The sequence below is a fragment of the Streptomyces sp. SolWspMP-5a-2 genome, assembly GCF_900091845.1.
In the GTDB taxonomy this organism is placed as follows: Bacteria; Actinomycetota; Actinomycetes; order Streptomycetales; family Streptomycetaceae; genus Streptomyces; species Streptomyces doudnae.
Genome location: NZ_FMCI01000355.1, coordinates 20,022 through 44,977, shown reverse-complemented (window position 1 = coordinate 44,977; position 24,956 = coordinate 20,022). Strand labels below are relative to the sequence as shown.

24 protein-coding genes are annotated in these 24,956 nt (G+C 73.6%); 14 read left to right on the top strand and 10 right to left on the bottom strand.

Translation table 11 applies throughout. The annotated features are described in order from the left end of the window. Window positions 1-650 (top strand): carbohydrate kinase family protein (locus GA0115242_RS35460; RefSeq protein WP_237549502.1); only part of this gene is annotated, 650 nt, incomplete at its 5' end. Between the two features lie 65 nt (window positions 651-715). On the opposite strand, the gene GA0115242_RS35455 is transcribed toward GA0115242_RS35460, so the two are convergent. Further along, window positions 716-1,435, bottom strand: a complete 720-nt coding sequence (locus GA0115242_RS35455; RefSeq protein ID WP_093835764.1) for an FAD binding domain-containing protein — start codon at window positions 1,433-1,435, stop codon at window positions 716-718. A gap of 281 nt (window positions 1,436-1,716) precedes the next feature. On the opposite strand from GA0115242_RS35455, the gene GA0115242_RS35450 reads away from it, so the two are divergent. The 9 genes from GA0115242_RS35450 to era all read left to right on the top strand — a co-directional run bounded on the left by GA0115242_RS35450 (window position 1,717) and on the right by era (window position 9,796). Then, window positions 1,717-2,787 carry a PhoH family protein gene (locus tag GA0115242_RS35450; protein WP_093835763.1) on the top strand — a complete coding sequence of 357 codons (1,071 nt, stop codon included), beginning with the start codon at window positions 1,717-1,719 and terminating at the stop codon, window positions 2,785-2,787. Between the two features lie 14 nt (window positions 2,788-2,801). Beyond that, complete coding sequence (gene ybeY, locus GA0115242_RS35445) at window positions 2,802-3,299, top strand: rRNA maturation RNase YbeY (RefSeq protein ID WP_093835762.1); 498 nt, start codon at window positions 2,802-2,804, stop codon at window positions 3,297-3,299. After that, on the top strand, window positions 3,296-4,606 hold the full coding sequence (locus GA0115242_RS35440; RefSeq protein WP_093835761.1) for a hemolysin family protein: 1,311 nt from the start codon (window positions 3,296-3,298) through the stop codon (window positions 4,604-4,606). Before ybeY ends, GA0115242_RS35440 begins: the two co-directional genes overlap by 4 nt. Beyond that, window positions 4,603-4,962 (top strand): MmcQ/YjbR family DNA-binding protein, encoded by a 360-nt coding sequence (locus GA0115242_RS35435; RefSeq protein WP_093835760.1) that lies wholly within the window; start codon window positions 4,603-4,605, stop codon window positions 4,960-4,962. The genes GA0115242_RS35440 and GA0115242_RS35435 overlap by 4 nt, the downstream gene beginning before the upstream one ends. A gap of 38 nt (window positions 4,963-5,000) precedes the next feature. Then, complete coding sequence (locus GA0115242_RS35430) at window positions 5,001-5,354, top strand: cytidine deaminase (RefSeq protein ID WP_093835759.1); 354 nt, start codon at window positions 5,001-5,003, stop codon at window positions 5,352-5,354. Between the two features lie 166 nt (window positions 5,355-5,520). Beyond that, the gene (locus GA0115242_RS35425; protein ID WP_093835758.1) at window positions 5,521-5,991 is read left to right on the top strand and encodes a hypothetical protein; all 471 of its coding nucleotides are present in this window, start codon (window positions 5,521-5,523) and stop codon (window positions 5,989-5,991) included. A 170-nt stretch (window positions 5,992-6,161) separates the two neighbouring features. Next, window positions 6,162-7,487, top strand: a complete 1,326-nt coding sequence (locus GA0115242_RS35420; RefSeq protein ID WP_176729977.1) for a beta-xylosidase — start codon at window positions 6,162-6,164, stop codon at window positions 7,485-7,487. Window positions 7,488-7,647: 160 nt separating this feature from the next. After that, window positions 7,648-8,679: a WxL protein peptidoglycan domain-containing protein gene (locus tag GA0115242_RS35415; protein WP_093835757.1), complete on the top strand. Its 1,032-nt coding sequence runs from the start codon at window positions 7,648-7,650 to the stop codon at window positions 8,677-8,679. Between the two features lie 163 nt (window positions 8,680-8,842). Beyond that, window positions 8,843-9,796 (top strand): GTPase Era, encoded by a 954-nt coding sequence (era, locus tag GA0115242_RS35410; protein WP_161353443.1) that lies wholly within the window; start codon window positions 8,843-8,845, stop codon window positions 9,794-9,796. A 70-nt stretch (window positions 9,797-9,866) separates the two neighbouring features. On the opposite strand, the gene GA0115242_RS35405 is transcribed toward era, so the two are convergent. From GA0115242_RS35405 to GA0115242_RS35395, 3 genes are all read right to left on the bottom strand, one after another. After that, window positions 9,867-11,183, bottom strand: a complete 1,317-nt coding sequence (locus tag GA0115242_RS35405) for a GH1 family beta-glucosidase (protein ID WP_370672345.1) — start codon at window positions 11,181-11,183, stop codon at window positions 9,867-9,869. Between the two features lie 67 nt (window positions 11,184-11,250). Further along, window positions 11,251-11,517, bottom strand: coding sequence for a protealysin inhibitor emfourin (locus GA0115242_RS35400; RefSeq protein WP_093835754.1), 267 nt, complete (start codon window positions 11,515-11,517; stop codon window positions 11,251-11,253). 21 nt (window positions 11,518-11,538) lie between these two features. Continuing rightward, on the bottom strand, window positions 11,539-12,609 hold the full coding sequence (locus GA0115242_RS35395) for a M4 family metallopeptidase (protein WP_093835753.1): 1,071 nt from the start codon (window positions 12,607-12,609) through the stop codon (window positions 11,539-11,541). Between the two features lie 331 nt (window positions 12,610-12,940). Between GA0115242_RS35395 and leuA the strand changes: the two genes are divergently transcribed. The 3 genes from leuA (at window position 12,941) to GA0115242_RS35375 (ending at window position 16,887) form a co-directional block, all read left to right on the top strand. Beyond that, complete coding sequence (leuA, locus tag GA0115242_RS35385; protein WP_093835752.1) at window positions 12,941-14,662, top strand: 2-isopropylmalate synthase; 1,722 nt, start codon at window positions 12,941-12,943, stop codon at window positions 14,660-14,662. A 185-nt stretch (window positions 14,663-14,847) separates the two neighbouring features. Then, on the top strand, window positions 14,848-15,546 hold the full coding sequence (locus GA0115242_RS35380; RefSeq protein ID WP_093835751.1) for a tellurite resistance TerB family protein: 699 nt from the start codon (window positions 14,848-14,850) through the stop codon (window positions 15,544-15,546). A gap of 147 nt (window positions 15,547-15,693) precedes the next feature. Beyond that, complete coding sequence (locus tag GA0115242_RS35375; protein WP_093835750.1) at window positions 15,694-16,887, top strand: sialidase family protein; 1,194 nt, start codon at window positions 15,694-15,696, stop codon at window positions 16,885-16,887. Between the two features lie 51 nt (window positions 16,888-16,938). On the opposite strand, the gene GA0115242_RS35370 is transcribed toward GA0115242_RS35375, so the two are convergent. The 6 genes from GA0115242_RS35370 to bla all read right to left on the bottom strand — a co-directional run bounded on the left by GA0115242_RS35370 (window position 16,939) and on the right by bla (window position 24,487). Further along, the gene (locus GA0115242_RS35370; protein ID WP_093835749.1) at window positions 16,939-17,874 is read right to left on the bottom strand and encodes a dihydrodipicolinate synthase family protein; all 936 of its coding nucleotides are present in this window, start codon (window positions 17,872-17,874) and stop codon (window positions 16,939-16,941) included. After that, entirely contained in the window at window positions 17,871-18,887 is a 1,017-nt protein-coding gene (locus GA0115242_RS35365) for an ABC transporter ATP-binding protein (RefSeq protein ID WP_093835748.1), read from the bottom strand. Before GA0115242_RS35365 ends, GA0115242_RS35370 begins: the two co-directional genes overlap by 4 nt. Continuing rightward, window positions 18,884-20,878, bottom strand: coding sequence for a dipeptide/oligopeptide/nickel ABC transporter permease/ATP-binding protein (locus tag GA0115242_RS35360; protein WP_093835747.1), 1,995 nt, complete (start codon window positions 20,876-20,878; stop codon window positions 18,884-18,886). Before GA0115242_RS35360 ends, GA0115242_RS35365 begins: the two co-directional genes overlap by 4 nt. Beyond that, window positions 20,875-21,837 carry an ABC transporter permease gene (locus GA0115242_RS35355; RefSeq protein ID WP_093835746.1) on the bottom strand — a complete coding sequence of 321 codons (963 nt, stop codon included), beginning with the start codon at window positions 21,835-21,837 and terminating at the stop codon, window positions 20,875-20,877. Before GA0115242_RS35355 ends, GA0115242_RS35360 begins: the two co-directional genes overlap by 4 nt. Before the next feature lie 4 nt (window positions 21,838-21,841). Further along, the gene (locus GA0115242_RS35350) at window positions 21,842-23,455 is read right to left on the bottom strand and encodes an ABC transporter substrate-binding protein (RefSeq protein WP_093835745.1); all 1,614 of its coding nucleotides are present in this window, start codon (window positions 23,453-23,455) and stop codon (window positions 21,842-21,844) included. A 165-nt stretch (window positions 23,456-23,620) separates the two neighbouring features. After that, the gene (gene bla / locus GA0115242_RS35345) at window positions 23,621-24,487 is read right to left on the bottom strand and encodes a class A beta-lactamase (RefSeq protein WP_093835744.1); all 867 of its coding nucleotides are present in this window, start codon (window positions 24,485-24,487) and stop codon (window positions 23,621-23,623) included. 234 nt (window positions 24,488-24,721) lie between these two features. On the opposite strand from bla, the gene GA0115242_RS35340 reads away from it, so the two are divergent. After that, the gene (locus GA0115242_RS35340) at window positions 24,722-24,925 is read left to right on the top strand and encodes a hypothetical protein (RefSeq protein ID WP_093835743.1); all 204 of its coding nucleotides are present in this window, start codon (window positions 24,722-24,724) and stop codon (window positions 24,923-24,925) included. The last annotated feature ends 31 nt before the right edge of the window (window positions 24,926-24,956 follow it).

Below are 24,956 nucleotides of genomic sequence, written 5' to 3'. Positions count from 1 at the left end.
GCGCCGCCGTCGCCTCCCTCACCCCGGGCCGCAGCGCCCCCTGGATCGCCGAGGCCGCCCGCCGCGGCACCCGCGTCTTCGCCGACGTCGGCTGGGACGACACCGGGGCGTGGGACCTCGCGGGCCTCACCGACCTCGCCCACTGCGAGGCCTTCCTGCCCAACGCCGAGGAGGCGATGCGCTACACCGGCGCCACCTGCCCCCGGGCCGCCGCGCACGCCCTCACCGCCCACGTCCCGCTCGCGGTCGTCACCCTCGGCGCGGAGGGCGCCTACGCCGTCGACCGGCGCACCGGCGAGTCCGCCGAGGTCCCGGCCATCGCCGTCGAGGCCCTCGACCCGACCGGCGCGGGCGACGTCTTCGTGGCCGGGTTCGTCACCGGCACCCTCGCCGACTGGCCGCTCGCCGACCGGCTCGCCTTCGCCGGACTCACCGCGGCCCTCTCCGTCCAGGAGTTCGGCGGCTCCCTCTCCGCGCCCGGCTGGTCCGAGATCGCCGCCTGGTGGCGCCGGGTCCAGTCGGTCAGGGGACAGGACCCCGCCCCGCTGCGCCGGTACGCCTTCCTGGAGTCCCTGCTCCCGCACGAGGCGGCCCGCCCCTGGCCGCTGCGCAGGGCCGTCCCGACGATCGGCTTCGGCCGCTCGGCCTGACGCGACGGCGGCGGACACCGCCCGGTGCCCGCCGCCGCCCCGCCGCGCCGACGGCCGGTTCCGCGCTACCCCGCGGCCCGCTCCAGCACCGCCACGACCTGCTCCCGCACCGCCGCGACCCGGGCCGCGTCCAGGGCGCCGATCGGCGTCCCGGCCAGCGCGTCGAGGACCGCGTCCGCGCCGTCGCCGCACGGCATCCGCTCGCTCAGCACCTCGTAGCCGTCCCGCACCGCGACCCGCAGCTCGGGGGCCGGGCCCGAGTCGGCGTGCACCGCGGTGGCGATCACGAACGGCGGCGGCCCGCCCGGCTCCTCCGCCAGCTTGCGGTAGCCGCTGGCCACCGGGGTGCGCCAGTGCAGGCTCAGCAGCAGCGGCTGCTTGGCCAGCAGCTCCTGCAGGTCGGTCTCGTAGGGGCCGTCCGGGTCCAGGACCCGGGCCCGCGCGCCCAGCACGACGGCCGCGGGCAGCAGACAGCGCAGGGTGCTGCCGACGATGTTGCCGCCGACCGTCGCCGCGCGCCGCACCGCCCCGGTGCCGACGCCGGACGCCGCGCCGCGCAGCACCTCGGGCACCCGCCCGTCCACCTTCGACAGCAGGACCGCCGCCCCCAGTTTCTCCGTGCCCAGCACGTTCGCCTCCGGCACCTCGCGCAGGGACATCGCCTGCTCCGGGAACCCGTCGCGTTGCCAGGCGGCCCACACCAGCGTGGCACCACCGACGGGTATCGCTCCCTCGGCCAGGCACTGCTGTGCCTCGGACATGGACGTGGGCAGACGCAGAAGCACGGCCTACCTGCTTTCCTCCGGACGGACATCGAACAACTGCACAGAGGTGCGACCGAACAGATGTGGCAGCACCGGCCGGATTCTCCCCACCCCGACGGGGGGAGCATGCAGGGCTCACCGTGGCAATAAGGGCGCCTTCGTCACACGCGCCCACCGAGCCGGTCCGTTCGAAAAGCCCTGGGGCGTTGTCGGCGCCCCGGCGTACTCTGGGAATCACCAGGCCGCCCCCGTGGCGAGCGTGCCGTATCGAGGAGGACGAGCAAGGCCTTAAGCGCCGGCCCATGACTCAGACACCCACAGCTCATACCCCCGCGCGGGGTCAGGCACGCGCACGGTTCACCGTTCCCGCCCAGCACCCGATGGTGACCGTGCTGGGTTCCGGCGACTCCTTGCTGCGCGTGATCGAGAAGGCCTTCCCGGCGGCCGACATCCACGTCCGGGGCAATGAGATCAGCGCGGTCGGTGACGCCGGTGAAGTCGCCCTCGTCCAGCGCCTGTTCGACGAGATGATGCTGGTGCTCCGCACGGGGCAGCCGATGACGGAGGACGCGGTGGAACGCTCGATCGCCATGCTGAGAGCCGGCGGGAACGGCGAGGGCGACGGCCAGGAGACCCCGGCCGAGGTCCTCACGCAGAACATCCTCTCCTCCCGCGGGCGCACCATCCGCCCCAAGACGCTCAACCAGAAGCGGTACGTCGACGCCATCGACCGGCACACCATCGTCTTCGGCATCGGCCCCGCCGGAACCGGCAAGACCTACCTGGCCATGGCCAAGGCCGTGCAGGCCCTCCAGTCCAAGCAGGTCAACCGGATCATCCTGACCCGCCCCGCGGTCGAGGCGGGCGAGCGGCTCGGCTTCCTGCCGGGCACCCTCTACGAGAAGATCGACCCCTACCTGCGCCCGCTCTACGACGCCCTGCACGACATGCTCGACCCGGACTCCATCCCCCGTCTGATGGCGGCGGGCACCATCGAGGTCGCGCCGCTGGCCTACATGCGGGGAAGGACGCTCAACGACGCGTTCATCATCCTGGACGAGGCGCAGAACACCAGCCCCGAGCAGATGAAGATGTTCCTCACCCGGCTCGGGTTCGAGTCGAAGATCGTGATCACCGGTGACGTGACGCAGGTCGACCTGCCCAGCGGCACCAAGTCCGGTCTGCGGCAGGTGCAGGACATCCTGGAGGGGCTCGACGACGTCCACTTCTCACGGCTGTCGTCGCAGGATGTCGTACGGCACAAGCTGGTCGGCCGTATCGTCGACGCGTACGAGAAGTACGACAGCACGCACGGTACGGAGAACGGCACGCGCAAGGGCGGCCGGGCCACGTCCGGGCCCAAGGGGAAGTAGACAAGCACCGCGTCATGTCGATCGACGTCAACAACGAGTCCGGAACCGAGGTCGACGAGCAGGCGATCCTCGACATCGCCCGCTACGCGCTGGCCCGGATGCGCATCCACCCGCTCTCCGAGCTGTCGGTGATCGTCGTGGACGACGACGCCATGGAGCAGCTGCACATCCAGTGGATGGACCTGCCGGGCCCCACCGACGTGATGTCCTTCCCGATGGACGAGCTGCGTCCGCCGGCCAAGGACGACGACGAGCCGCCGCAGGGACTCCTCGGCGACATCGTCCTGTGTCCCGAGGTGGCCGCCCGGCAGGGCGCCGAGGCCGAGACCCAGCACTCCATGGACGAGGAGCTGCAGCTCCTCACCGTCCACGGGGTGCTGCACCTGCTCGGCTACGACCACGAGGAGCCCGACGAGAAGGCCGAGATGTTCGGCCTCCAGGCGGCCATCGTGGACGGCTGGCGCGCGGAGAAGGGCCTCGAGGGCCCGTCCCCGGCCCCGACCGTCTCATGAGCCCGCAACTCGTCGCGGGCGCGATCGCCCTGGTCGTGGTGGCCTGGCTGGCCGCCTGCGCGGAGGCAGGCATCGCCCGGGTGTCCAGCTTCCGGGCCGAGGAGGCCGTCAGGTCCGGCCGCCGCGGCGGCGCCAAGCTGGCCAGGATCGCGGCCGACCCGACCCGCTACCTGAACGTGGCGCTGCTGGCGCGCGTCGCCTGCGAGATGGCGGCGGCGGCCATGGTGACCTACGCCTGCCTCCAGGAGTTCCCCGGCACCACCGAGGCGCTCCTGGTCGCGATCGGCGTCATGGTCCTGGTGTCGTACGTGGCCGTCGGGGTCTCCCCGCGCACCATCGGACGCCAGCACCCCCTCAACACGGCGACGGCGGCGGCCTACGTGCTGCTGCCGCTGGCCCGGATCATGGGCCCCGTCCCCAACCTGCTGATCCTCATCGGCAACGCCCTCACCCCCGGAAAGGGCTTCAGACGCGGCCCGTTCGCCTCCGAGGCCGAACTGCGGGCCATGGTCGACCTGGCCGAGAAGGAGTCGCTGATCGAGGACGAGGAGCGCCGCATGGTGCACTCCGTCTTCGAGCTGGGCGACACCCTGGTGCGGGAGGTGATGGTGCCGCGCACCGACCTCGTCGTCATCGAGCGGTACAAGACCATCCGGCAGGCCCTCACCCTCGCCCTGCGCTCCGGCTTCTCCCGCATCCCGGTGACCGGGGAGAACGAGGACGACATCGTCGGGATCGTCTACCTGAAGGACCTGGCGCGCAAGACGCACATCAGCCGGGACGCCGAGAGCGACCTGGTGTCGACCGCGATACGCCCGGCGGCCTTCGTGCCGGACACCAAGAACGCCGGTGACCTGCTGCGCGAGATGCAGCAGGACCGCAACCACGTGGCCGTCGTCATCGACGAGTACGGCGGCACGGCCGGGATCGTCACCATCGAGGACATCCTGGAGGAGATCGTCGGCGAGATCACCGACGAGTACGACCGGGAGCTGCCCCCGGTGGAGGAGCTGGGCGACGACCGCTACCGGGTCACCGCCCGCCTCGACATCACCGACCTGGGCGAGCTGTACGGCCTGGAGGAGTACGACGACGAGGACGTGGAGACCGTCGGCGGACTGCTCGCCAAGGCCCTCGGCCGGGTGCCGATCGCCTCGGCGTCCAGCGTGGTCGAGCTGCCCGACGGCCGTGAGCTGCGGCTGACGGCGGAGGCCGCGGCCGGTCGCCGCAACAAGATCGTCACGGTGCTCGTGGAGCCCGTCGGACCCGCCGCGCCCCCGGACGGCGAGGAGGAGAAGCCGGAGTGAGCCCCGACCGACTGCGGGCGCTGTGCCTGTCGTTCGCCGCGGCGACGGAGGAGTTCCCGTTCGGCCCGGAGCTGTCCGTCTTCAAGGTCCGCGGCAAGATGTTCGCGCTCACCGCGCTGGACGCGCGCCCGCTGACCGTCAACCTCAAGTGCGACCCCGAGGACGCGATCCGGCTGCGCGCCGAGCATCCGGGGCTGATCGTGCCCGGCTGGCACATGAACAAGCGGCACTGGAACACCGTCACGGTCGACGGGGGGCTCGCGGACCGGCAGGTGCGGGAGCTGGTCGAGGACTCCTGGGACCTGGTGGTCGCCGGGCTGCCGCGGGCGGAGCGGCTGCGTCTCGACCGGCCCTGAGCCGACCCGCGCGAGCGGGCCTTTCGTATGCTCGGGGCATGACCGACAGCAACGCGCTCGACCCCGAGGACCGCAAGATCGTCACCCTGGCCCGCTCCGCGCGGGCCCGCAACGGTGTGCCCGAGGGGGCCGCCGTACGGGACGACACCGGCCGCACCTACGTCGCCGGGACCGTCGCCCTGGACTCGCTGCGGCTGAGCGCGCTGCGGACCGCCGTGGCGATGGCGGTGGCCTCGGGCGCCGGTTCGCTGGAGGCGGCGGCCGTGGTGACGCTCGCCGGGACGGTGACCGACGAGGACCTGGCCGCCGTCCGTGACCTGGGCGGGGCCGGTACGCCGGTGCTGCTGGCCGGTCCGGACGGGACGGTGCTGCGGACCGTCACCGCCGACTGAGCAGTCGTCCGGAATTCACCCTTGCAGCGCCCTTCCCCCCGCGCATCAATATGACCCAGAGGTTGTGACGGACCGTCAGGTCACGAGCCGCGCAGCGTGCCCGCACCCACCCTGCCTCAGGCCTCCGTCCGTCGATCCAGATCCCCGGGAAGGGAGCTGCAAACCCATGAGAGGCATGCGTACAGGAACAGGTGCGGCCCTGCTGGCAGGGACGCTCGGGCTGACCGGGCTGGTGCTCGCACCGGCCGCCGTCGCGGTGACCCCGCAGTCGGCGACGATCACCGCGAACTGCGGTGCGTGGGGCGGCGGGCCCGCCACGCTCACCGCCACCCAGAGCGGAACCTCCGCCACCGTCACCCTCACCTCCTCCATCACCACGCCGCTGGCGCTGTCCGCGAACTCCATCGCGTCCACGCTGACGTTCGTCAACGGCACCGGCACCAAGGTCTTCAGCGGGACGGTCAACCCGGCGATGGCCGCCGGTTCCGCCGTCACCGTCGGTCCGCTCAACGGGACCGTCGCGTCCGGCGACAGCCTGCAGGCGTACGGCGGCACGCTGAAGATGGTCATCTTCGGCGTCACCGTCACCTGCACGCCGAGCGCGCCCCAGTCGCCCGGCCCGTTCGTGTTCAGCTGAGGGTGATCTGACGGCCGTCGGTTCCCGGGTGAATGCTTGGGTGTGCCACGGGAACTGACGGTCCATCAGTCCTTTTCGGCATCTCCATTGACTTCTCGCGCGATCCGCACATCAATGCCCCCTGGACGCGGACCAGCCGCCGCGGCCGATCCCTGACGGAGGGGGCATCCATGGGACTCACGGGTCCGACGATCCGAAGACGCCGTCTGGTGTCACTGCTGGCGGTGGCCGCCCTCGCGGTCACCGCGAGCGGCGCGCTGGCCTGCCCGGCAGGCGCCGCCACGAACGTGGACTTCGGCACGCACTGCATCCCGCCGGACATCGCGGGCATCCCGCCGATCGACGGCACCACGACGGCCGCCATCACGGTCGACGACAGGACCCCGGAGGTCGGCGACACCGTCACGGTGACCTACACCGTGGTCAAGCCCGCCGCCAGCAACCCCACCGCCCTCGACCTGCCGGCCGACATCATGACCCCCACCGGCAAGGTCGCCCTGGGCGGCGCGCAGAGCGGCGACGTCACCGTCGCGGGCCCGAAGAAGAACGACCCGGTGCCCGGCTACGGCGCCTTCCCGTCGTTCTCCATGACCGGCACCTTCAAGGTCACCGCGCCCGGCGCGATCACCCTCTCGCCCGGCGACTACAACATCCACACCAGCTACATCCTGGAGCTGGACACCCCCTGCACGGTCATCACCCCGCCCGCGCCGGTCTCCGAGACCGTCACGGCGACCAGCTCCACCCCGGTCAACAACCGCGCCATCACGCTCGGTTCGGCCTCCGGGAAACCCGGGGACGCGGTCACCGTCCACGGCACCGGCTTCACGCCGGGCGCGGGCGTCACCCTCGCCGGACGGTCCGGGAGCACCCAGACCGCCGACCGGGCGACCGCGAAAGCGGGCACCGACGGCTCCTTCGACGGGTCCCTCACGGTCTCCGACAGGTCGACGACCGGCATCGTCGCCTACGAGGGCAGCGCCTGGAGCGCGGACCTCGGCGCCGGGCCCGCCGTCTACACCGTCGACGACACCACCCCGGTCCCGGACGGCAGCCAGCGGCTGACCACGACGGTCAGGGGCGGGGCGCTCTCCATGAGCCAGGCCGGGGACGCCGTGCAGCTCTCGGCGGTCGACTTCGGCCAGGGCGGTGCCTCCACGGGCGCCCTGCGGACCGTCACCGTCAAGGACTACCGGGGCGGCCCGGCGGGCTGGTCGCTGACCGGCAAGGTCACCGACTTCTCCGGAGCGGGCGGCAAGATCGGTGCAGGCAAGCTCAGTTGGACCCCCGCCTGCACCACGGCGGCGGGCAGCCCGAGCACCTGCCGGGCGGGTTCGGCGGGCACCGTGGGCAGTTCGGGCGCGACGCTCGCCTCGACCCCCGACGGCGCGCTCACCGGCGGCCGCTTCACCGTCGACGCCGGACTCTCCCTGGACGTACCGGCGTTCACCCCGCCCGGCTCCTACGCGGGCGTCCTGACGCTCACCCTGTCCTGACGCCCACCCCGTCCAGGAGCACACCGAAGGTACGGCGCCACGAGCACAGCACCGCAGCACCGGCACCACGTCTCCCAGCCGGCGGCCGGGCGGCCCGTCACCACGGGACCGCACCCGCCCGATCGCCCGGCCCGGCAACCGTCCGCGGGGGTCCGCACCCATGCGCAAGCCGTCCGCCCTCCTCCTGAGCCTCCTCGGCCTCGCCGCCCTCGCCCTGGGACCGCTGGCCGCGGCGCCCGCGCGGGCCGCCGACAACGGGAACTGGTCCGTCTACCCGGTCTCCTCGCCGGGCGCCGCCCGGCCCTACTTCTCCCTCTCCGCCGACCCCGGCCAGACGATCGAGGACAAGGTCGTCGTCACCAACGCGACCGCGCGCCCCCTGCCCCTGCGGATGTACGCGGCCGACGCCTACAACACCGCCCGCGACGGCGGGTTCGCGGTGCGCACCCTGCAGGAGCGGATGCGCGGGGTGGGCGCCTGGGCGCGGCCCGCCACCGCCCGGATCACCGTGCCCGCCCACGGCAAGGTCACCGTCCCCTTCACCCTCGAGGTCCCCGAGGGCGCCGAACCCGGCGACCACCCGGGCGCGCTGGTCGCCCTCGACGAACGGATCGACCGGGGCGCCGGATCCCTCGCGCTCGGCGTCCGGCAGGCCGTCGCCGCCCGTGTCTACCTGCGCGTCGGCGGACCCAGGGTGCCCGCCATCGCCGTCGAGGACGTCCGCGTCGGCCACCGCCAGCCGCTGGTGCCGGGGCTCGGCACCGGCGAGGCGGTGATCTCCTACACCCTGCACAACACCGGCAACGTCACCCTCGACCCGAGGGTGGAACTGCGCGCCCGGGGCCTGTTCGGGCGCACCCTGCTCGCCCGTGACCTGACCCGCCTGCCCGCCGAACTGCTGCCCGGACAGCGGGTGCGGCTCACCGAGCCCTGGCACGGGGCGCCCCAACTCGACTGGGGCGAGGTCACGTTGACGGCCAGCGCCGAGGACACCAGGGAGTCGGCCGGTGCCTCGTTCCTCGCGCTGCCCTGGGCCGCCGCCCTCGTCCTGCTCGCGGCGCTGGTGACCGGGGCGGTGCTGCTGGTCCGGGCCCGCCGGGAGCGCGCCCGCCGGTCCGCACCCGAGCCACCGTCCCCACCGGCGGCCCCCGCCCCTGCCCGCCCCCGTCCCTCCCCGACCGCGCGGCCCTGACGCCGGGCCCCCACGTCGTCCCCGGGCACCCCGCTCGCGCAGGGGAGCCGTCCGGTGGCGGGCGGTGACGGCCGGTCGTCGCGGGGCGCGCGGACCCCGGCCCGGACGGGTGTGCCCCGGCGCGAGTACGGGGGTGCTCCGGCGATCAGGGAGAATGGGGGCCATGAGCGTGCGTACCCAGTCATCAGAGCAGCCGGCCGAGGCCGTCCACCGTGCCGGCTTCGCCTGCTTCGTGGGCCGCCCGAACGCGGGCAAGTCCACCCTCACGAACGCTCTGGTCGGGCAGAAGGTGGCGATCACGTCCAACCGGCCGCAGACCACGCGGCACACCGTCCGGGGCATCGTGCACCGGCCGGACGCGCAGCTGATCCTGGTCGACACCCCCGGCCTCCACAAGCCGCGCACCCTGCTCGGCGAGCGGCTCAACGACGTGGTGCGCACCACCTGGGCCGAGGTCGACGTGATCGGCTTCTGCGTCCCCGCCGACCAGAAGCTCGGCCCCGGCGACCGGTTCATCGCCAAGGAGCTGGCCGGGATCCGCAAGACGCCGAAGGTCGCGATCGTCACCAAGACCGACCTGGTCGACCCCAAGGTCCTCGCCGAGCAGCTCATCGCCCTCGACCAGCTCGGCAAGGAGCTGGGCATCGAGTGGGCGGAGATCGTGCCGGTCTCGGCGGTCGGCGACAAGCAGGTCGGACTCCTGGCCGACCTGCTGATCCCGATGATGCCCGCGAGCCCGCCGCTGTACCCCGAGGGCGACCTCACCGACGAGCCCGAGCAGGTCATGGTCGCCGAGCTGATCCGCGAGGCCGCGCTCGAAGGCGTCCGCGACGAACTGCCGCACTCCATCGCCGTCGTCGTCGAGGAGATGCTGCCCCGCGAGGACCGCCCGGCCGACCGCCCGCTGCTCGACATCCACGCCAACCTCTACATCGAGCGCTCCAGCCAGAAGGGCATCATCATCGGCCCCAAGGGCAAGCGCCTGAAGGAGGTCGGCATGAAGAGCCGCCAGCAGATCGAGGCGCTGCTGGGCACGCCGGTCTTCCTCGACCTGCATGTGAAGATCGCCAAGGACTGGCAGCGCGACCCCAAGCAACTGCGCAAGCTGGGCTTCTGAGCCGCCCCGCCGCGCCCACCGGCCGGTGGGCGCGGCCGCGCGTCCGGCGCCGGCGCGGTGGGGCGCGGCCTCAGCGCTGCGCCCGCAGCACCTCCCTGAACCAGGCGTACGACGCCTTCGGGGTGCGCTCCAGGGTGGCGAAGTCGACGTGGACCAGGCCGAAGCGGCGCGCGTACCCCTCCGCCCACTCGAAGTTGTCGAGCAGCGACCAGACGAAGTAGCCGCGCACGTCCACGCCCGCCGTCAGCGCGTCGTGCAGGGCGCGGATGTGGCCGTCGAGGTAGCTGATCCGGTCCTGGTCGTCGAGGCCCGGGTAGGAGCAGCCGTTCTCGGTGATCACCACCGGCGGCAGCCGGTCGTCGTAGCGCTCCCGGAAGCCGGTGAGCAGCTCGGTGAGCCCCTCGGGGACCACGGGCCAGCCGAAGTCCGTCACCGGCCGGTCCTCGATCTCCCGTACGGAGAAGGGGAGTTCGGCCGGGAGGGTGAGGCCGCCGAACTCGATCTCGTCGCCCTGCGGGGCGCCCACCCGGGTCGGCGCGTAGTAGTTCACCCCGTACCAGTCGAGCGGCTCGGCGATGATCTCCAGGTCCGCCTCGACGTCGCCCGGCATCAGCCCGTCGAGCCCCTCCGGGTAGCGGCCCAGCAGCAGCGGGTCGGCGAACAGCCGGTTGAGCAGGATGTCGTAGAACGCGGCCGCCTCCAGGTCCGCCGCCGCGTGCGAGGCGGGCCAGGTCGGGCCGTGCGAGTTGGCGATGCCGACGTCGGTGGCGCCCGCCGCGCGCAGCGCCCGGACGGCGAGGCCGTGGGCGAGGAGCTGGTGGTGGGCGACCGGCAGCGCGTCGAACAGCAGCCGTCCGCCGGGCGCGTGGGCGCCCAACGCGTGGCCCAGCAGGGTGTGTTCGGCGGGCTCGTTGAGGGTGATCCAGGTGCCGACCCGGTCCCCGAGCCGTTCCGCGACGGTCGCCGTGTGGTGCGCGAAGCGGTCCGCGGTGTCCCGGTCGAGCCAGTCGAGGCCGACCGGCAGGTCCCAGTGGAAGAGGGTGGGGACCGGGCGGACGCCCGCCGCGCACAGCTCGTCCACCAGCCGGTCGTAGAAGTCGAGCCCGCCGGGGGAGTGGACCCGGGGCCAGGAGACCGAGAAGCGGTACGCGTCCACGCCCAGACCGGCGAGGAGGGCCACGTCCTCGCGGTAGCGGTGGAAGTGGTCGCAGGCGACGGCGGCCGTCGAGCCGTCCTTCACCCGGCCCGGCTCGGCGGTGAAGGCGTCCCACACGGACGGCGCCCGTTCGTCGGCCGCCCCCTCGATCTGGTGGGCGGAGGTCGAGACGCCCCACAGGAATCCGGCCGGGAACTGCGGTATCGGGTTCGTCGCCATGCGCCGGATCATCCGCACCCGCCGACGGGGAAGTCAACGGGCGGGCGGGAAAAGGGTGTTGCCCGCCCGGACCGGTCGGTCAGGCGCCCTCCTTCAGCACCCGGGTGATCAGGGCGCGCTGCTGCGGCGACAGCCGGGGGTCGGCCGTGTGCACCGTCCTGCCGTCCACCGTGATCTCGTAATGGAAGCCGTCGGGCACCCCCGCGGCCGGTGCCTCGGCGCCCGTGGCCAGGGCCCGTTCCGCCAGGGCGTGCCACTCCTGGGCGTCGGGCAGCGACGAGGTGTCCACCTCGGCGCTGCGCTCGATGCCCGCGAACCCGCCCGTACGCCTCACTCGAATACGCATGGGACCGTGTCTAGTACGGAACTACGCGGTCCGCACCCCGACCTGCTCCCAGGCCTTCAGCACCGCCTGGAGTTCGGCCCCCTCGCGGTAGCGGGCCTTGGCCGCGGCCGCCGTGAGGGTGGCGAAGTCCGCGAACGACGCGTCCTTCTTCAGCTCGCCGCCGGTCAGCACGTCGTACCAGATCTGCCCGGCCCGCTCCCAGGCGTTGCCGCCGAGGGCGGTGGCCGCGAGGTAGAACGCGTGGTTGGGGATGCCGGAGTTGATGTGCACGCCGCCGTTGTCGCGGCCGGTGCGGACGAACCCGGCCATGGTCGCGGGCTGCGGGTCCTTGCCGAGGACGTCGTCGTCGTACGCGGTGCCCGGCGCCTTCATGGAGCGCAGCGCCACACCGCTGACGCGCGGGGCGAGCAGGCCCGCGCCGATCAGCCAGTCGGCCTCGGTGGCGGTCTGGCCGAGCGTGTACTGCTTGATGAGCGAGCCGAAGACGTCGGAGAGCGACTCGTTGAGGGCGCCCGGCTGGCCGAAGTAGGTGAGGTTCGCGGTGTACTGCGTGACGCCGTGGGTGAGTTCGTGGCCGATGACGTCGATCGGCAGGGTGAAGTCGAGGAAGATCTCGCCGTCGCCGTCGCCGAACACCATCTGCTCGCCGTTCCAGAAGGCGTTGTTGTAGTCGTTGTCGTAGTGCACGGTCGCGTCCAGCGGCAGGCCCTCGTCGTCGATGGAGTGCCGCCCGTACGCCTTCAGGTACAGCTCGAAGGTGGCCCCGAGGCCCGCGTAGGCGCGGTTGACGGTGGCGTCCTGACCCGGCTGGTCGCCCTCGCCGCGGACCTTGGTGCCGGGCAGGTCGGTGCCGTGCCGGGCGTCGTAGACGGTGCGGTCCGGCTGGTCGGAGGCGGCGCCGGCGGGCGCGACGGCCGCGGCGGCGCCGATGACGGTGGTCATCCGGCGGTGGGTGCGCTCCCAGGCGTCCCGCTCCAGGGTCCGGCGCGCGGCGGAGGCGAGCGAGGGGTCCTGGTGCTGGGCGATCCGGTCGAGGACGTGCGGCGGTACGACGGTGCAGAAGACGGGCTCGTGGCCCCCGGTGGTCGTCATGCCCGGCACCTTTGCACTGCGTGGTCCGGGTGTCACTAGGGGCAACCATGATTGGTGAAAAAGCGGGACATCGCGGGTGCCGGTCGGTGACGGAGTGGTATGGCGCACGTTTCCACCCCTTCGTCCCCTTCCGCCCGCATACTGGTTCCGCATAGTGATACGGCGTCCCGCATCCGGAGCGCCTCGGCTAGCATGCGGAGCATCATGCGTTTCGGGCTGCTCCTTCTTAGCTGCCGCGGCGAGGGCCTGTAATCAGGTCGACTCCCTCCCCGCGGAGCTTGGCGTTGCGTCGTCGGCCGTCCTTCAGGACATCCAGAGGAGCCCCCCGATCATGGCGAACCGCCAGCAGCCCAGCACCATGCCGATCCAGAAGTACGGCCGCTACGAGCAGGTCGACATCCCCGACCGCACCTGGCCGGGCAACCGGATCACCGTCGCCCCCCGCTGGCTCTCCACCGACCTGCGCGACGGCAACCAGGCCCTGATCGACCCGATGTCCCCCGAGCGCAAGCGCCGGATGTTCGACCAGCTGGTCAAGATGGGCTACAAGGAGATCGAGGTCGGCTTCCCGGCCTCCGGGCAGACCGACTTCGACTTCGTGCGCTCCATCATCGAGGAGGAGGGCGCGATCCCGGACGACGTCACGATCTCCGTACTGACCCAGGCCCGCGAGGACCTGATCGAGCGGACCGTGGAGTCCCTGAAGGGCGCCAGGCGGGCCACCGTCCACCTCTACAACGCGACCGCGCCGGTCTTCCGCCGGGTCGTCTTCCGCGGCTCCCGCGACGACATCAAGCAGATCGCCGTCGACGGCACCCGGCTGGTCGTCGAGTACGCCGAGAAGCTGCTGGGCCCGGAGACGGAGTTCGGCTACCAGTACTCGCCGGAGATCTTCACCGACACCGAGCTGGACTTCGCGCTGGAGGTCTGCGAGGCGGTGATGGACGTCTGGCAGCCCGCCCCCGGCCGTGAGATCGTCCTCAACCTGCCCGCCACGGTGGAGCGTTCGACGCCGTCCACGCACGCGGACCGCTTCGAGTGGATGCACCGCAACCTGTCCCGCCGCGAGCACGTCGTGCTCTCCGTCCACCCGCACAACGACCGCGGCACGGCGGTGGCGGCGGCCGAGCTGGCGCTGATGGCCGGCGCGGACCGGGTCGAGGGCTGCCTGTTCGGGCAGGGCGAGCGCACCGGCAACGTCGACCTGGTCACCCTGGGCATGAACCTGTTCTCGCAGGGGGTCGACCCGCAGATCGACTTCTCCGACATCGACGAGATCCGCCGCACGTGGGAGTACTGCAACCAGATGGAGGTCCACCCGCGCCACCCGTACGTGGGCGACCTGGTCTACACGTCCTTCTCCGGCTCCCACCAGGACGCCATCAAGAAGGGCTTCGACGCCATGGAGGCGCAGGCCGCCGAGCGGGGCGTCACGGTCGACGACATCGAGTGGGCGGTGCCCTACCTGCCGATCGACCCGAAGGACGTCGGCCGCTCCTACGAGGCGGTCATCCGGGTCAACTCGCAGTCCGGCAAGGGCGGTATCGCCTACGTCCTGAAGAACGACCACAAGCTGGACCTGCCGCGCCGCATGCAGATCGAGTTCTCCAAGCTGATCCAGGCCAAGACGGACGCCGAGGGCGGCGAGATCACCGGCTCGGACATCTGGAACGTCTTCCAGGACGAGTACCTGCCCAACCCGGGCAACCCGTGGGGCCGCGTCCAGGTCCGCAACGGCCAGTCGACGACCGACACCGACGGCGTCGACACCCTCACCGTGGAAGCCACCGTCGACGGCGTGGACACCGTCCTGTCCGGCGCGGGCAACGGTCCGATCTCGGCCTTCTTCGACGCCCTGCAGACCATCGGCATCGACGTGCGGCTGCTGGACTACCAGGAGCACACGATGAGCGAGGGCGCCTCCGCGCAGGCCGCCTCCTACATCGAATGCGCGATCGACGGCACGGTGCTGTGGGGCATCGGCATCGACGCGAACACGACGCGTGCCTCGCTGAAGGCCGTCGTCTCCGCCGTCAACCGCGCGACCCGCTGACCCACCCTGACCGGGCGTTTCGGGGCCTTGACCGCCGTGCACGGCGGTCAAGGCCCCGTCGCTTCTCGGCCATCGCCCTATGCAGGTCACGGAAAGGTCTCTTACGGGGTACTGACTCCACCTCCAAGATGTGGCTAACATCACGCAAGCGCGGCGATGTTGCCGCGGCGTTACGGAGGTGCGACGTGCTGCCAGAACGGGGACGAGACGGCCGAGCCGACGGGCCTGCCCGGATTCTGGGCACCCGCACCGTGTGGACGCCCGTCGGGGACGGCGAGTTCTTCTGCCCCGGCTGCGGTGGCGACCGCAACTACCAGCGGCTGACCGGCCGCCGCCGCTTCACCGTGCTCGGCGTGCCCGTCGTCCCGCGCGGCGAGACCGGCCCGGTCGTCGAATGCGCCTCCTGCCGACGCCACTTCGGCACCGACGCCCTCGACCACCCGACCACCACCCGCTTCTCCGCGATGCTCCGGGACGCCGTGCACACCGTCGCGCTCGCGGTGCTGGCCTCCGGCGGCACCTGCGCCCGCGCCTCCCTGGAGTCCGCCGCCTGCGCGGTCCGGGCGGCCGGGTTCGACGACTGCACCAGGGACCAGCTCGCGGCCCTGGTCGAGGCCCTCGCCGACGACACCGGGCGGGCCTACAGCGAGCCCTGCGGTCCCAGCCTCGCCATAGAGCTGCACGAGGCCCTCGACCCGCTGGCCCCGCACCTCGCCGCCGTGGGCCGCGAGTCGATCCTCCTCCAGGGCGCCCGCATCGCCCTCGCCGACGGCCCCTACACCCCCGCCGAACGCGACGTCCTGGCGACCGTGGGCGCCGCCCTCACGCTCGGCGCGGACGACGTCGGCCGCCTCCTCGCGGCGGCCGCCCGTACGCCGTCCTGACCCCCGCACGTCCCTCGTGCGGGTGACTGGCGCGGCACCCGCCGACGCCCCGGACCGCGCTCACCGCGCCGCCGCGGGTGGCCGTTTCCGCCTCCTTCCCGGCTCCGGGCCGGCGTCGCCGCGCGCCCCCGCGGGAACCATGGACCCGTGACCCTCCTGAGCCGCACCCTCCTCGCCGCCACCGTGCTCCTCGCGCCGCTCGCCGCGGCCGGTCCCGCCGCTGCCGCCGACCCCGGCTGCGCCTCCTCCGTGCCCTACGTCTCGGGGCAGGGCGGCTACGCCGCGTACCGCATCCCGGCCGCCGTCACCACCCGCAGGGGCACCCTCCTCGCCTTCGCCGAGGGACGGCGCGACGGCGCGGGCGACTCCGGCGACATCGACGTCGTCCTGCGCCGCTCCACCGATGGAGGCTGCACCTGGGGCCCGCTCCAGGTGATCACCGCGGGCCGCGGCGACACCCGGGGCAACCCGGCCCCCGTCGTCGACCCGCGCACCGGCGACATCGTCCTGGTCACCTCGTACAACAGCGGCGAGGTGAGCGAGGCGCGGATCATGCGCGGCGAGGTCACGCCGGAGCAGGGGCGCCGGGTGTTCGTGCAGCGCAGCCGGGACGACGGACGCCGCTTCGGTGCCCCTGCGGAGATCACCGCCGACGTGAAGCCGCCCGGCTGGCGCTGGTACGCCACCGGACCCGGCCACGCCGTCGCCCTCACCCGCGGCCCGCACACCGGGCGCCTGGTCGTCCCCGCCAACCACTCGGCCGCCCCGCCCGAAGGGTCCCCCGACACCGGCCAGGAGCCCCGCTACTACGGCGGGCACGCCCTGCTCAGCGACGACGGCGGCCACACCTGGCGCCTCGGCTTCGTCGACGACTCCTACGACGGCGTCGACAACGCCAACGAGACCAGCGCCACCCAACTCGCCGACGGCAGGCTCTACTTCAGCGCCCGCGACCAGGGCGGCAGCAGTCCTGGCAACCGTCTCGACAGCTACTCGGAGGACGGCGGCGCCACCCTCGCCCGCCCCTACGCGATCCAGCACACCCTGGACGACGTGCCCGCCGTCCAGGCCGCCGTCCTCCAACTGCGCGGCCACGGGGCCCCGTTGCTGTTCTCCGGTCCGTCCGTGCCCACCGCGCGCCGGGCGCAGGCGATCTGGCGCAGCACCGACGCCGGTGCCTCCTTCACCCGGGCGCTGACCCTCTCCGACGCCCCGGCCGCCTACTCCGACCTGGTCCAGCTCGACCGGGACACGGTGGGCGTCCTCTACGAGACCGGGACCGCGGGACCCTACGAGACCATCGCCTTCCGGCGCCTGGCGACGGGGGAGTTGATCCCCTAGAGCGCGGCGCGGGCGTCCCGCGGGGAACGGCGCCCCTTCCCCCGTCGCGTCCTAGAGCAGCCCGGCCCGCTTCAGGTGCTGGTCGACCTGCTCCACCTCGCCGGGGGCCAGCGGGATCTGCGGGGCCGCCGTCGCCGGGCAGTCGATGACGCCCCGCAGGTGCAGCGCCGCCTTGAACGCGCCCAGCGCCGACGAGCCGCCGCCCATCCGGGCCGGGTCGCCCGCCCCGACCAGGCCGAACAGGGCGCACAGCCGCTCCTGTTCGGCGCGCGCGCCCGCCAGGTCCCCGGAGCGGAACAGCCGGTCGAGCCGGACGTACCCGTGCGGGTCGACGTTGGCGAGGCCGGGCACCGCCCCGTCCGCGCCGAGCGCCAGCGCGCTGTCCACCAGGAGTTCGGAGCCGGTCAGCACGGTGAACCCGGTGACGTCGGCGCGCTCGCGGGCGCCGGTGACGACCCGCCGGAAGCCTGCCAGGTCGCCGCTGGAGTCCTTCAGACCGGCCAGCACCCCGTCCGCGGCCAGCTCCAGCACCAGCGCCGGGTCCAGCGCGGTGTGCACGGCGGACGGGATGTCGTAGGCGACGACCGGGACCGGGCTCGCCCCGGCCACCAGCCGGAAGTGCCGGGCGATCTCGGCGGGATGGGTCCGCGTGTAGAAGGGCGCGGTGACGACGACGGCGTCCGCGCCCGCCGCGGTGACCGCGGCGACGTGGTCGAGGACCCGGGGCGTCGTCATGTCGATCGCCCCGGCCAGCACCGGCAGCCCGCCGCCGACCCGGGCGGTGACCGCCTCCACCACCTCGCGGCGCTGCCCGTCGCGCAGGAAGGCGGCCTCCGACGACGAGCCGAGCACGAAGAGGGCGGCGACCCCGGCGTCCACCAGATGGTCGACCAGCCGGTCGAGGCTGGGCCGGTCCACCTCGCCGTCCGGTGTCAGGGGGGTGCAGACGGGCGGGACGACACCGGTCAGCGGGGCGGGAAAGGTCATGTGGGCTCCCTCGGGCGCGGGTGGGCGGGTTCGTGGTCGGGGCTGTCCTCCTCCACAGGATGGTGGCAGCGGTAGCGGTGCGCGGGCCGCGACGCGGCCGCGAACTCCGGGAGCCGGGCCGCGCACACGTCGTCCGCCCGCGCGCACCGGGTGCGGAACGGGCAGCCGCTGGGCGGCCGGGTCGCCGAGGGCACGGGACCGGTCAGCGGGATCGGCTCGACCCGCCGCAGCAGACCGGGGGCGGCGGAGAACAGGGCCCGGGTGTACGGGTGCCTGGCCCGGTCGGTGACGTCGGCGGCCGGGGCCTCCTCGACGATCCTGCCGAGGTACATGGTGACGACCCGGTCGCTCATCCGGCGGACCGTCTGGATGTCGTGCGAGACGAACACCATGGCCAGGCCCAGGCGTTCGCGCAGATCGAGCAGGAGGTTGAGGATCTGCGCGCGCACCGACACGTCCAGCGCGCTGGTCGGCTCGTCCGCGACCAGCAGCGCCGGTCCCAGGGCCAGCGCGCGGGCGATCGCGACGCGCTGGCGCTGCCCGCCGGAGAGCTGGCCGGGCAGCGCGTCGGCGAGCGCCGCGGGCAGCCCGACCAGACCGAGCAACTCCCGCACCCGCTCCTCGCGTTGTGCGCGGCTGCCGCGGCCGTGGACGTCCAGCGGGTCACGCAGGACGCGTCCGACCGGCAGCCGCCGGTTCAGGGCCGTCGAGGGGTCCTGGAAGACCATGCCGACGCCCGTGCCGACCGCCGTCCTGCGCTGCGCGGCGGGCATCGACCACAGGTCGCGGTCCCCGAACAGGACCGTCCCCGACGTCGGCCGCTCGGCGCCCACCAGCAGCCGCGCCAGCGTCGACTTGCCGCACCCGGACTCGCCGACCACGCCGACCGTCTCACCGGCCGCGACCGTGAGATCGGCCCCGGTCAGCGCGTACACCCGGTCGCGCCGCAGGACGCCGCCGCCGCGCGCCCGGTGCACCACGTGCGCGTCGCGGAGCCTGACCAGCGCGGTCACCGGACCACCTCGCTCCCGGCGTCCGCCAGATCGGCCGCCGGACGGTGGCAGGCCGCGGTGTGCGCGGGGGTGCCCAGCGGGTCGGGGCGGGTGGTGCGGCACAGGGCGGTGGCGCGCGGGCAGCGGTCGGCGAACCGGCAGCCCGCGGGGAACCCGGCCGGGGCCGGGACGGTGCCCCTGATCTGCGTCATCCGCTCGGCCGCCGACTCCAGCGAGAGCACGCTGCCCAGCAGGCCCCGGGTGTAGTGGTGGGCCGGTCGGGCCACCAGGTCGGCGGTCACCCCGCTCTCCACGATCCGCCCGCCGTACATCACCGCCACCCGGTCGGTGACCTCGGCGACCAGCGCCAGGTCGTGCGAGACGAGGATCAGCGCGAAGCCGAGTTCGGCGCGCAGCCGCAGCAGCAGCTCCATCACCTGGGCCTGCACGGTGACGTCGAGCGCGGTGGTGGGTTCGTCGGCGACGATCAGCCGCGGCCCGCGGGAGAGGGCCATGGCGATCAGGACGCGCTGGCGCTGGCCGCCGGAGAGTTCGTGCGGGTAGGCGCGCGGCGTCCTGACCGGGTCGAGGCCGACCAGGGCGAGGAGTTCGGCCGGGGTGCGGCGGCCGCCCCGGCGGACGAGCTGGCGCAGTTGCGCGCCGACGGTCATGCCCGGGTTCAGGGACGACAGGGCGTCCTGGTAGACCATCGCCATCTCGTGCCCGAGCAGTCCGCGCCTGGCCCGCGCGCCCAGCGCCGTCAGCTCCCGTGCCCCGAACACGATCCGCCCCCGCACCCGGGCGCCGCGCGGCGCGAGCCCCATCAGGGTGAGCGCGGTGAGCGACTTGCCGCAGCCCGACTCGCCCACCAGGCCCAGGACTTCACCGGGGCGCACCTCCAGGTCGACGCCGTCGACGACGTCCACCCCGCCGTGCCGGTCGGGGAAGCCGACGCGCAGGCCCTCCACCGCGAGCACCGGCCGCCCGGTCGGCAGCGGCCTGGCGCGGGCCCGCAGCCGCCGCGCCGCCTCGGCCAGCCCCGGCAGCGGCGGCAGCGGGCCGTCGTCGTCGCCCTCGTCGTCGCCGTCGCTGTCGTCGTCACCGTGCGGGGGCGGGGGCGGGTTCTCGCCCGGCGGTGCCACCGCGCGGGCGGCGGGCGCGGCCCAGGCGTCCGAGACGCCCTCGGACAGGACGTTCAGCGCCAGCACGGTCAGCAGGATCAGCAGGCCCGGGAAGAGGGTCGCCCACCAGCCGCCGGTCAGCACCATGTTCCTGCCGTCCGCGATGACACCGCCCCAGGACGGGTCGGGTGGCCGCACGCCCGCGCCGACGAAGGACAGCGACGCCTCGAAGACGATCGCCTCGGCGACCTGCACGGTGGAGAACACCAGGACGGGAGCCGCGCAGTTGACGGCCACGTGGCGCAGCACGATGTGCGGGGTGCGGGCGCCGATGACGCGTTCGGCGGTGACGTAGTCCTCCCCGTACTGGTCGAGCACGTTGGCGCGCACCACCCGGGCCACCGGCGGGACGAACAGGAACGCGACCGCGCAGAGCAGCACGGTGACGCCGCCGCCGAACACGGCGACCAGGACGGCCGCGAGGGCGATGCCGGGGAACGCCATCACCACGTCGAGGCAGCGCATCAGGGTCTCGTCGACGCCCCGCCGCGAGGTCGCCGCGACGGCCCCGAGGAGCGCGCCCGCGACCAGGGCGAGGGCGGTCGCGCCGAGCCCGATGGCGAGCGACCAGCGGGCCCCGTGCAGCAGCCTGCTCAGGATGTCCCGGCCGAGGCTGTCCTGGCCCATCCAGTGGGCGGCGGAGGGGTGGCCGGTGCCGTCGACGGGGGCCTGCTGCGCGAGCGGGTCGTCGGGCGCGAGCAGCGGGGCGAGCAGCGCGCCCAGGGCGACGACGGCGAGGAAGCAGACGGCGGCCGCGGAGGCCGGGGGCAGCCGCCTGCGGCGGCGGGCGCGGGCGGAGGCGCGGGCGGGGCGGGTGCGCGGTGCGCTCATCGGGCCGAGTCCCTCAGTCGGGGGTTGACCAGCAGGTACAGCACGTCGATGGCGAGGTTCACGACGACGAATCCGGTCGCGGTGGTCAGGACGACGCCCTGGACGACGGCCGGGTCGCCGTTCTGGACGGCGTCGATCATCAGCTTGCCCATGCCGGGCAGGGCGAAGATCGTCTCGATGACGACGGCGCCGCCGAGCAGGGTGCCGACCCGCAGGCCGAGCACGGTCAGCGGGGTGACCAGGGCGTTCCTGAGCACGTTGCGGCCCACCACCACGTACGGCGGCAGCCCGGCGCCGATCGCCGTGCGGACGTAGTCCTTGTCCAGCTCCTCCACGACCGACGTCCGCACGATCCGGATCAGTTGGGCGGCCACCGGCAGGGACAGGGCGAGCGCGGGCAGCGCCATGGTGCGCAGCCAGCCGGTGACGGAGTCCGCCGGGTTGATGTAGCCCCCGGCCGGGAACCAGCCCCGGTCGAGGGCCAGGTACTGGATCATCAGCAGCGCCAGCCAGAAGGCGGGCGCGGCGACGCCGACCAGCGAGACGACGCGGATGACGTGGTCGGCGGCGCGGTCCCGGTGGATCGCGGCGGTCACCCCGCCCGCGAGGGCCAGCAGCACGGCGATCCCCAGCCCCAGGAAGGTGAGTTGGAGGGTGAGCGGCAGCGCGGTGGCGACCTGGTCGAGGACCGGCGCCCGGGTCAGGACGCTGGTGCCGAGGTCGCCGTGGAGCAGCCCGGCGACGAAGTGGACGTAGCGCAGCGGCAACGGGTCGAGCAGGCCGTTGCGTTCGCGGAAGGCGCGCAGTTGCGCGGGGCTCGGGTCGGCGCCCTGGAAGAACGCGGACGCCGGGTCGACGTCCGAGAAGCGCATCACCAGGAAGACGAAGAGCACGATGCCCAGCAGCAGCGGCACCAGCAGGGCGAGGCGGCGCAGCAGGATCCGCGCGACGGCTGTCACGGCGTCAGGTCCAGTGCGCCTGGAGGAGGTTGACGCCCGGATAGGGCAGCGCTCTGACGCCGGTGATGCGGCGCGGGTCCCAGGCGGTCATCAGCTCGTTGTGGACCACCGGGTAGATCACGGCCTGTTCGGCGACGACGTCGACGCACTCCTGGATCATCGTCCTGCTCCTCGCCGGATCGGGTTCGCGGGTGGCGCGGTCCATGGCGGCGAACAGCCGCCGTGCCGCCGGGTCCTGGGCCCACCGGGCGTACCGGGTCCAGACGGTGGCGGGCCCGTAGGTGTAGCGCAGGATCAGATCGGCGTCGACGCCGAACTGGTTGGGATTGCCCGCGGCGGCCACCACCTGGTAGTCCCGCCGCTGGTCCAGCTTGGTGAAGACGGCGGTGGTCTCCTGCGGGGCGAGGGTGGTGCGGACGCCGATCGCGTCCCAGGACTCCTTGAGGGTCGGCAGGCAGTCCACGACCCAGCTCACGTTCACCGCGAGCAGCTCGACCTCCAGCTTCCGCACCCCGGCCGCGGCCAGCAGCGCCCGCGCCCGCTCCGGGTCGTGGCGGTAGACGGTACGGGCCCTGCGGTGGGCCGGGTTGCCCTCGTCCAGGAAGGACGTGGCGGGCGTTCCGTGCCCGCGCAGCGCCACACGGACGAGGGTGTCGGTGTCGACGGCGTAGCGCAGCGCCTGGCGCACCCGCACGTCGTCGAAGGGCGGGTGCGCGGTGTTGAACATGAGGAACAGGTTGTTCATGCCGGAGCCGCCCGCCACCGTGAGCCCGCCCCGGCGCAGCCGGTCGATGGTGGCGTACGGGACGTTGTCGGCGATCTGGGCGCCCGCGTCGGTCCCGGCGATCCGGGCGACCCGGGAGGCCGCGTCGACGATCGTCAGCCAGTTCATGGTGCGGAAGGCGGGCGGGCGGGGGCCGTTGTAGCCGGGGAAGGCGCTCAGGACGGTGTGCGACTTGGGGTGGTGCGCGCTCTGCCGGTAGGGCCCGGAGCCGACCGCGAGGCCGCGGACCGCGTCGTCCCAGGCGCCCGGCCGGGAGAACACGTGCCGGGGCATGACCTTGGCCAGCGTCAGCCGGGACAGGCCCGCGGGGAACGGGAACCGCAGGTCCAGCTCGACGGTGCGGGCGTCCACCGCGCGGGCCCGCTCCAGCCAGCTCGTGAAGAAGCTCCCGGCGAGGGTGCGGGCGGCCGGGTCGAGGACGCGGTCGAAGGAGAAGACCACGTCGTCGGCGGTGACCGGGGTCCCGTCGTGGAACCTGGCGCCCGCGCGCAGGGTGAACCGCCAGGTGGTCGCGGCCGGGTCGGCGGGCGGCGCGGTGGCCAGCGCGGGGTAGGGGCGGCGGGTGACCGGGTCGGTGTCGAGCAGCCCCTCGTAGAGGTGGCCGTTGGCGGCCGTCGAGAACGCCGACGCGGTCTGGGTGGGGTCCCAGGAGCCGTCGTTGCCGTACCCGATGACGGCCGTCAGGGTCCGGTCGCGGCCGCTGCCGCCGACGTAGTTCGTGGACTGCGGGCCCATCGAGCAGCCCGCCAGCGCCCCGGCCGCCGTCAGCCCTCCGGTGTACGCCAGGAACGACCGGCGGGGCAGCGGCGCCCCGCCGTGGAGCACGTCGCGCACGGTTCCTCCCGGGGAGATACGACGTCCTACGTCCGGTGGACAGACCGGACCATAGGGGCGTCACCCGGAGTGGTCAAGACAGCGCGCTGCGCACATCCGGGACGCGGGAGCCGTCCGCGCCGGTCCGGGGAGGCGACCGGCGCGGACGCCTGGGACCCGCGCCCGCTAGCCGACCTCCGCCGCCAGCAGCGAGGCCGCCTTCCTGACCAGCGGGTGGTCCCACGCGGCGTCCCGGACGTGCTTCGTCGACAGGATCGCCAGCACGACGGGCGTCCCGTCCGGGGTCCAGGCGATCCCGACGTCGTTGTTGGTGCCGTAGTCGCCCGCGCCCGTCTTGTCGGCGACCGTCCACGAGGACGGCACGCCCGCGCGCAGCCGCTCGTCGCTCGTGGTGTTGCCCAGCAGCCAGTGGGTCAGCAGCGCCCGGTCCCGGCCGGTCAGCGCGTCGCCCAGCACCAGGCGCGCGTAGGAGCGGCCGATCGCGCGCGGGCTGGTGGTGTCGGTGACCCGGCCGGGCTCCCCGGAGTTCAGCTCCGTCTCCCAGCGGTCGAGGCGGGTCACCCGGTCCCCGATCGAGCGGGCGAACCGGGTCACCGCGGTCGGGCCGCCCAGCTCCCGCAGCAGCAGGTTCCCCGCCGTGTTGTCGCTGTACCGGATCGCCACGTCGGCCAGCTCGGCGATCGTCATGCCCTCCGCCAGGTGCTCCCTGGTGCGGTCCGAGCCGCCGACCAGATCGGCCTCCGTGTAGTGGATCCGCCGCCCGAGCACCTCGCCGTCGCGGTCCAGGTCGCGCAGGACCGCGGCCGCCGCCAGGGTCTTGAAGACCGAGCAGACCGGGAAGCGCTCGTCGGCGCGGTGGGCGACGCTCCGCCCGGTCCGCACGTTGACGGCGAACACGCCCAGCCGGGCGTCGTGTTCCTCCTCCAGCGCGCGCAGCCGGTCCACGGCCCGACCGTCCGCCCGCGCGGACGTGCCGCTGAACAGGACGGCCGCGGACGCGGCACCGGAGGCGACGACGGCACGGCGGGTCATCGGTACACGGGGCGAGGTTGAGATGGCGTTCTCCTTCACTCGGACTTCCTCGGCAACAGGTCTCTCCCCCTGTCCGACGAGGAAATCCCGCCCCGCGGTTGCCCGCCCGCGCCCACCCGGCCGACCGACGAGTCTACGTGCCGAGCGTCACCGTCAGAAAGCGAAGAGTGAAAGTCGCGGGCGGTGGGGAGCACATCGGGGGCATCGGACGAGGAGTCGGAGGACACAGCGAAGATGAAGCCCCCCGTCGGCACGCACGTCGTGGACACGCGCACCGGGAGAATCGGCGTCGTGATGGGCCACGAGGGACCGTACGTCCAGCTCCGCCCCCGCGGCGGCGGTCTGGAGTGGGACGCCGAGCCCGCCGCCGTGACCGGGGTGAACCCCGAGGAGCGGCCGGGCGCCGCGCGCGCGGAAGGCCCCACCGAGCACCCCTGACCGGGGCAGCGCCCGGGGCACGGCCCCCGTA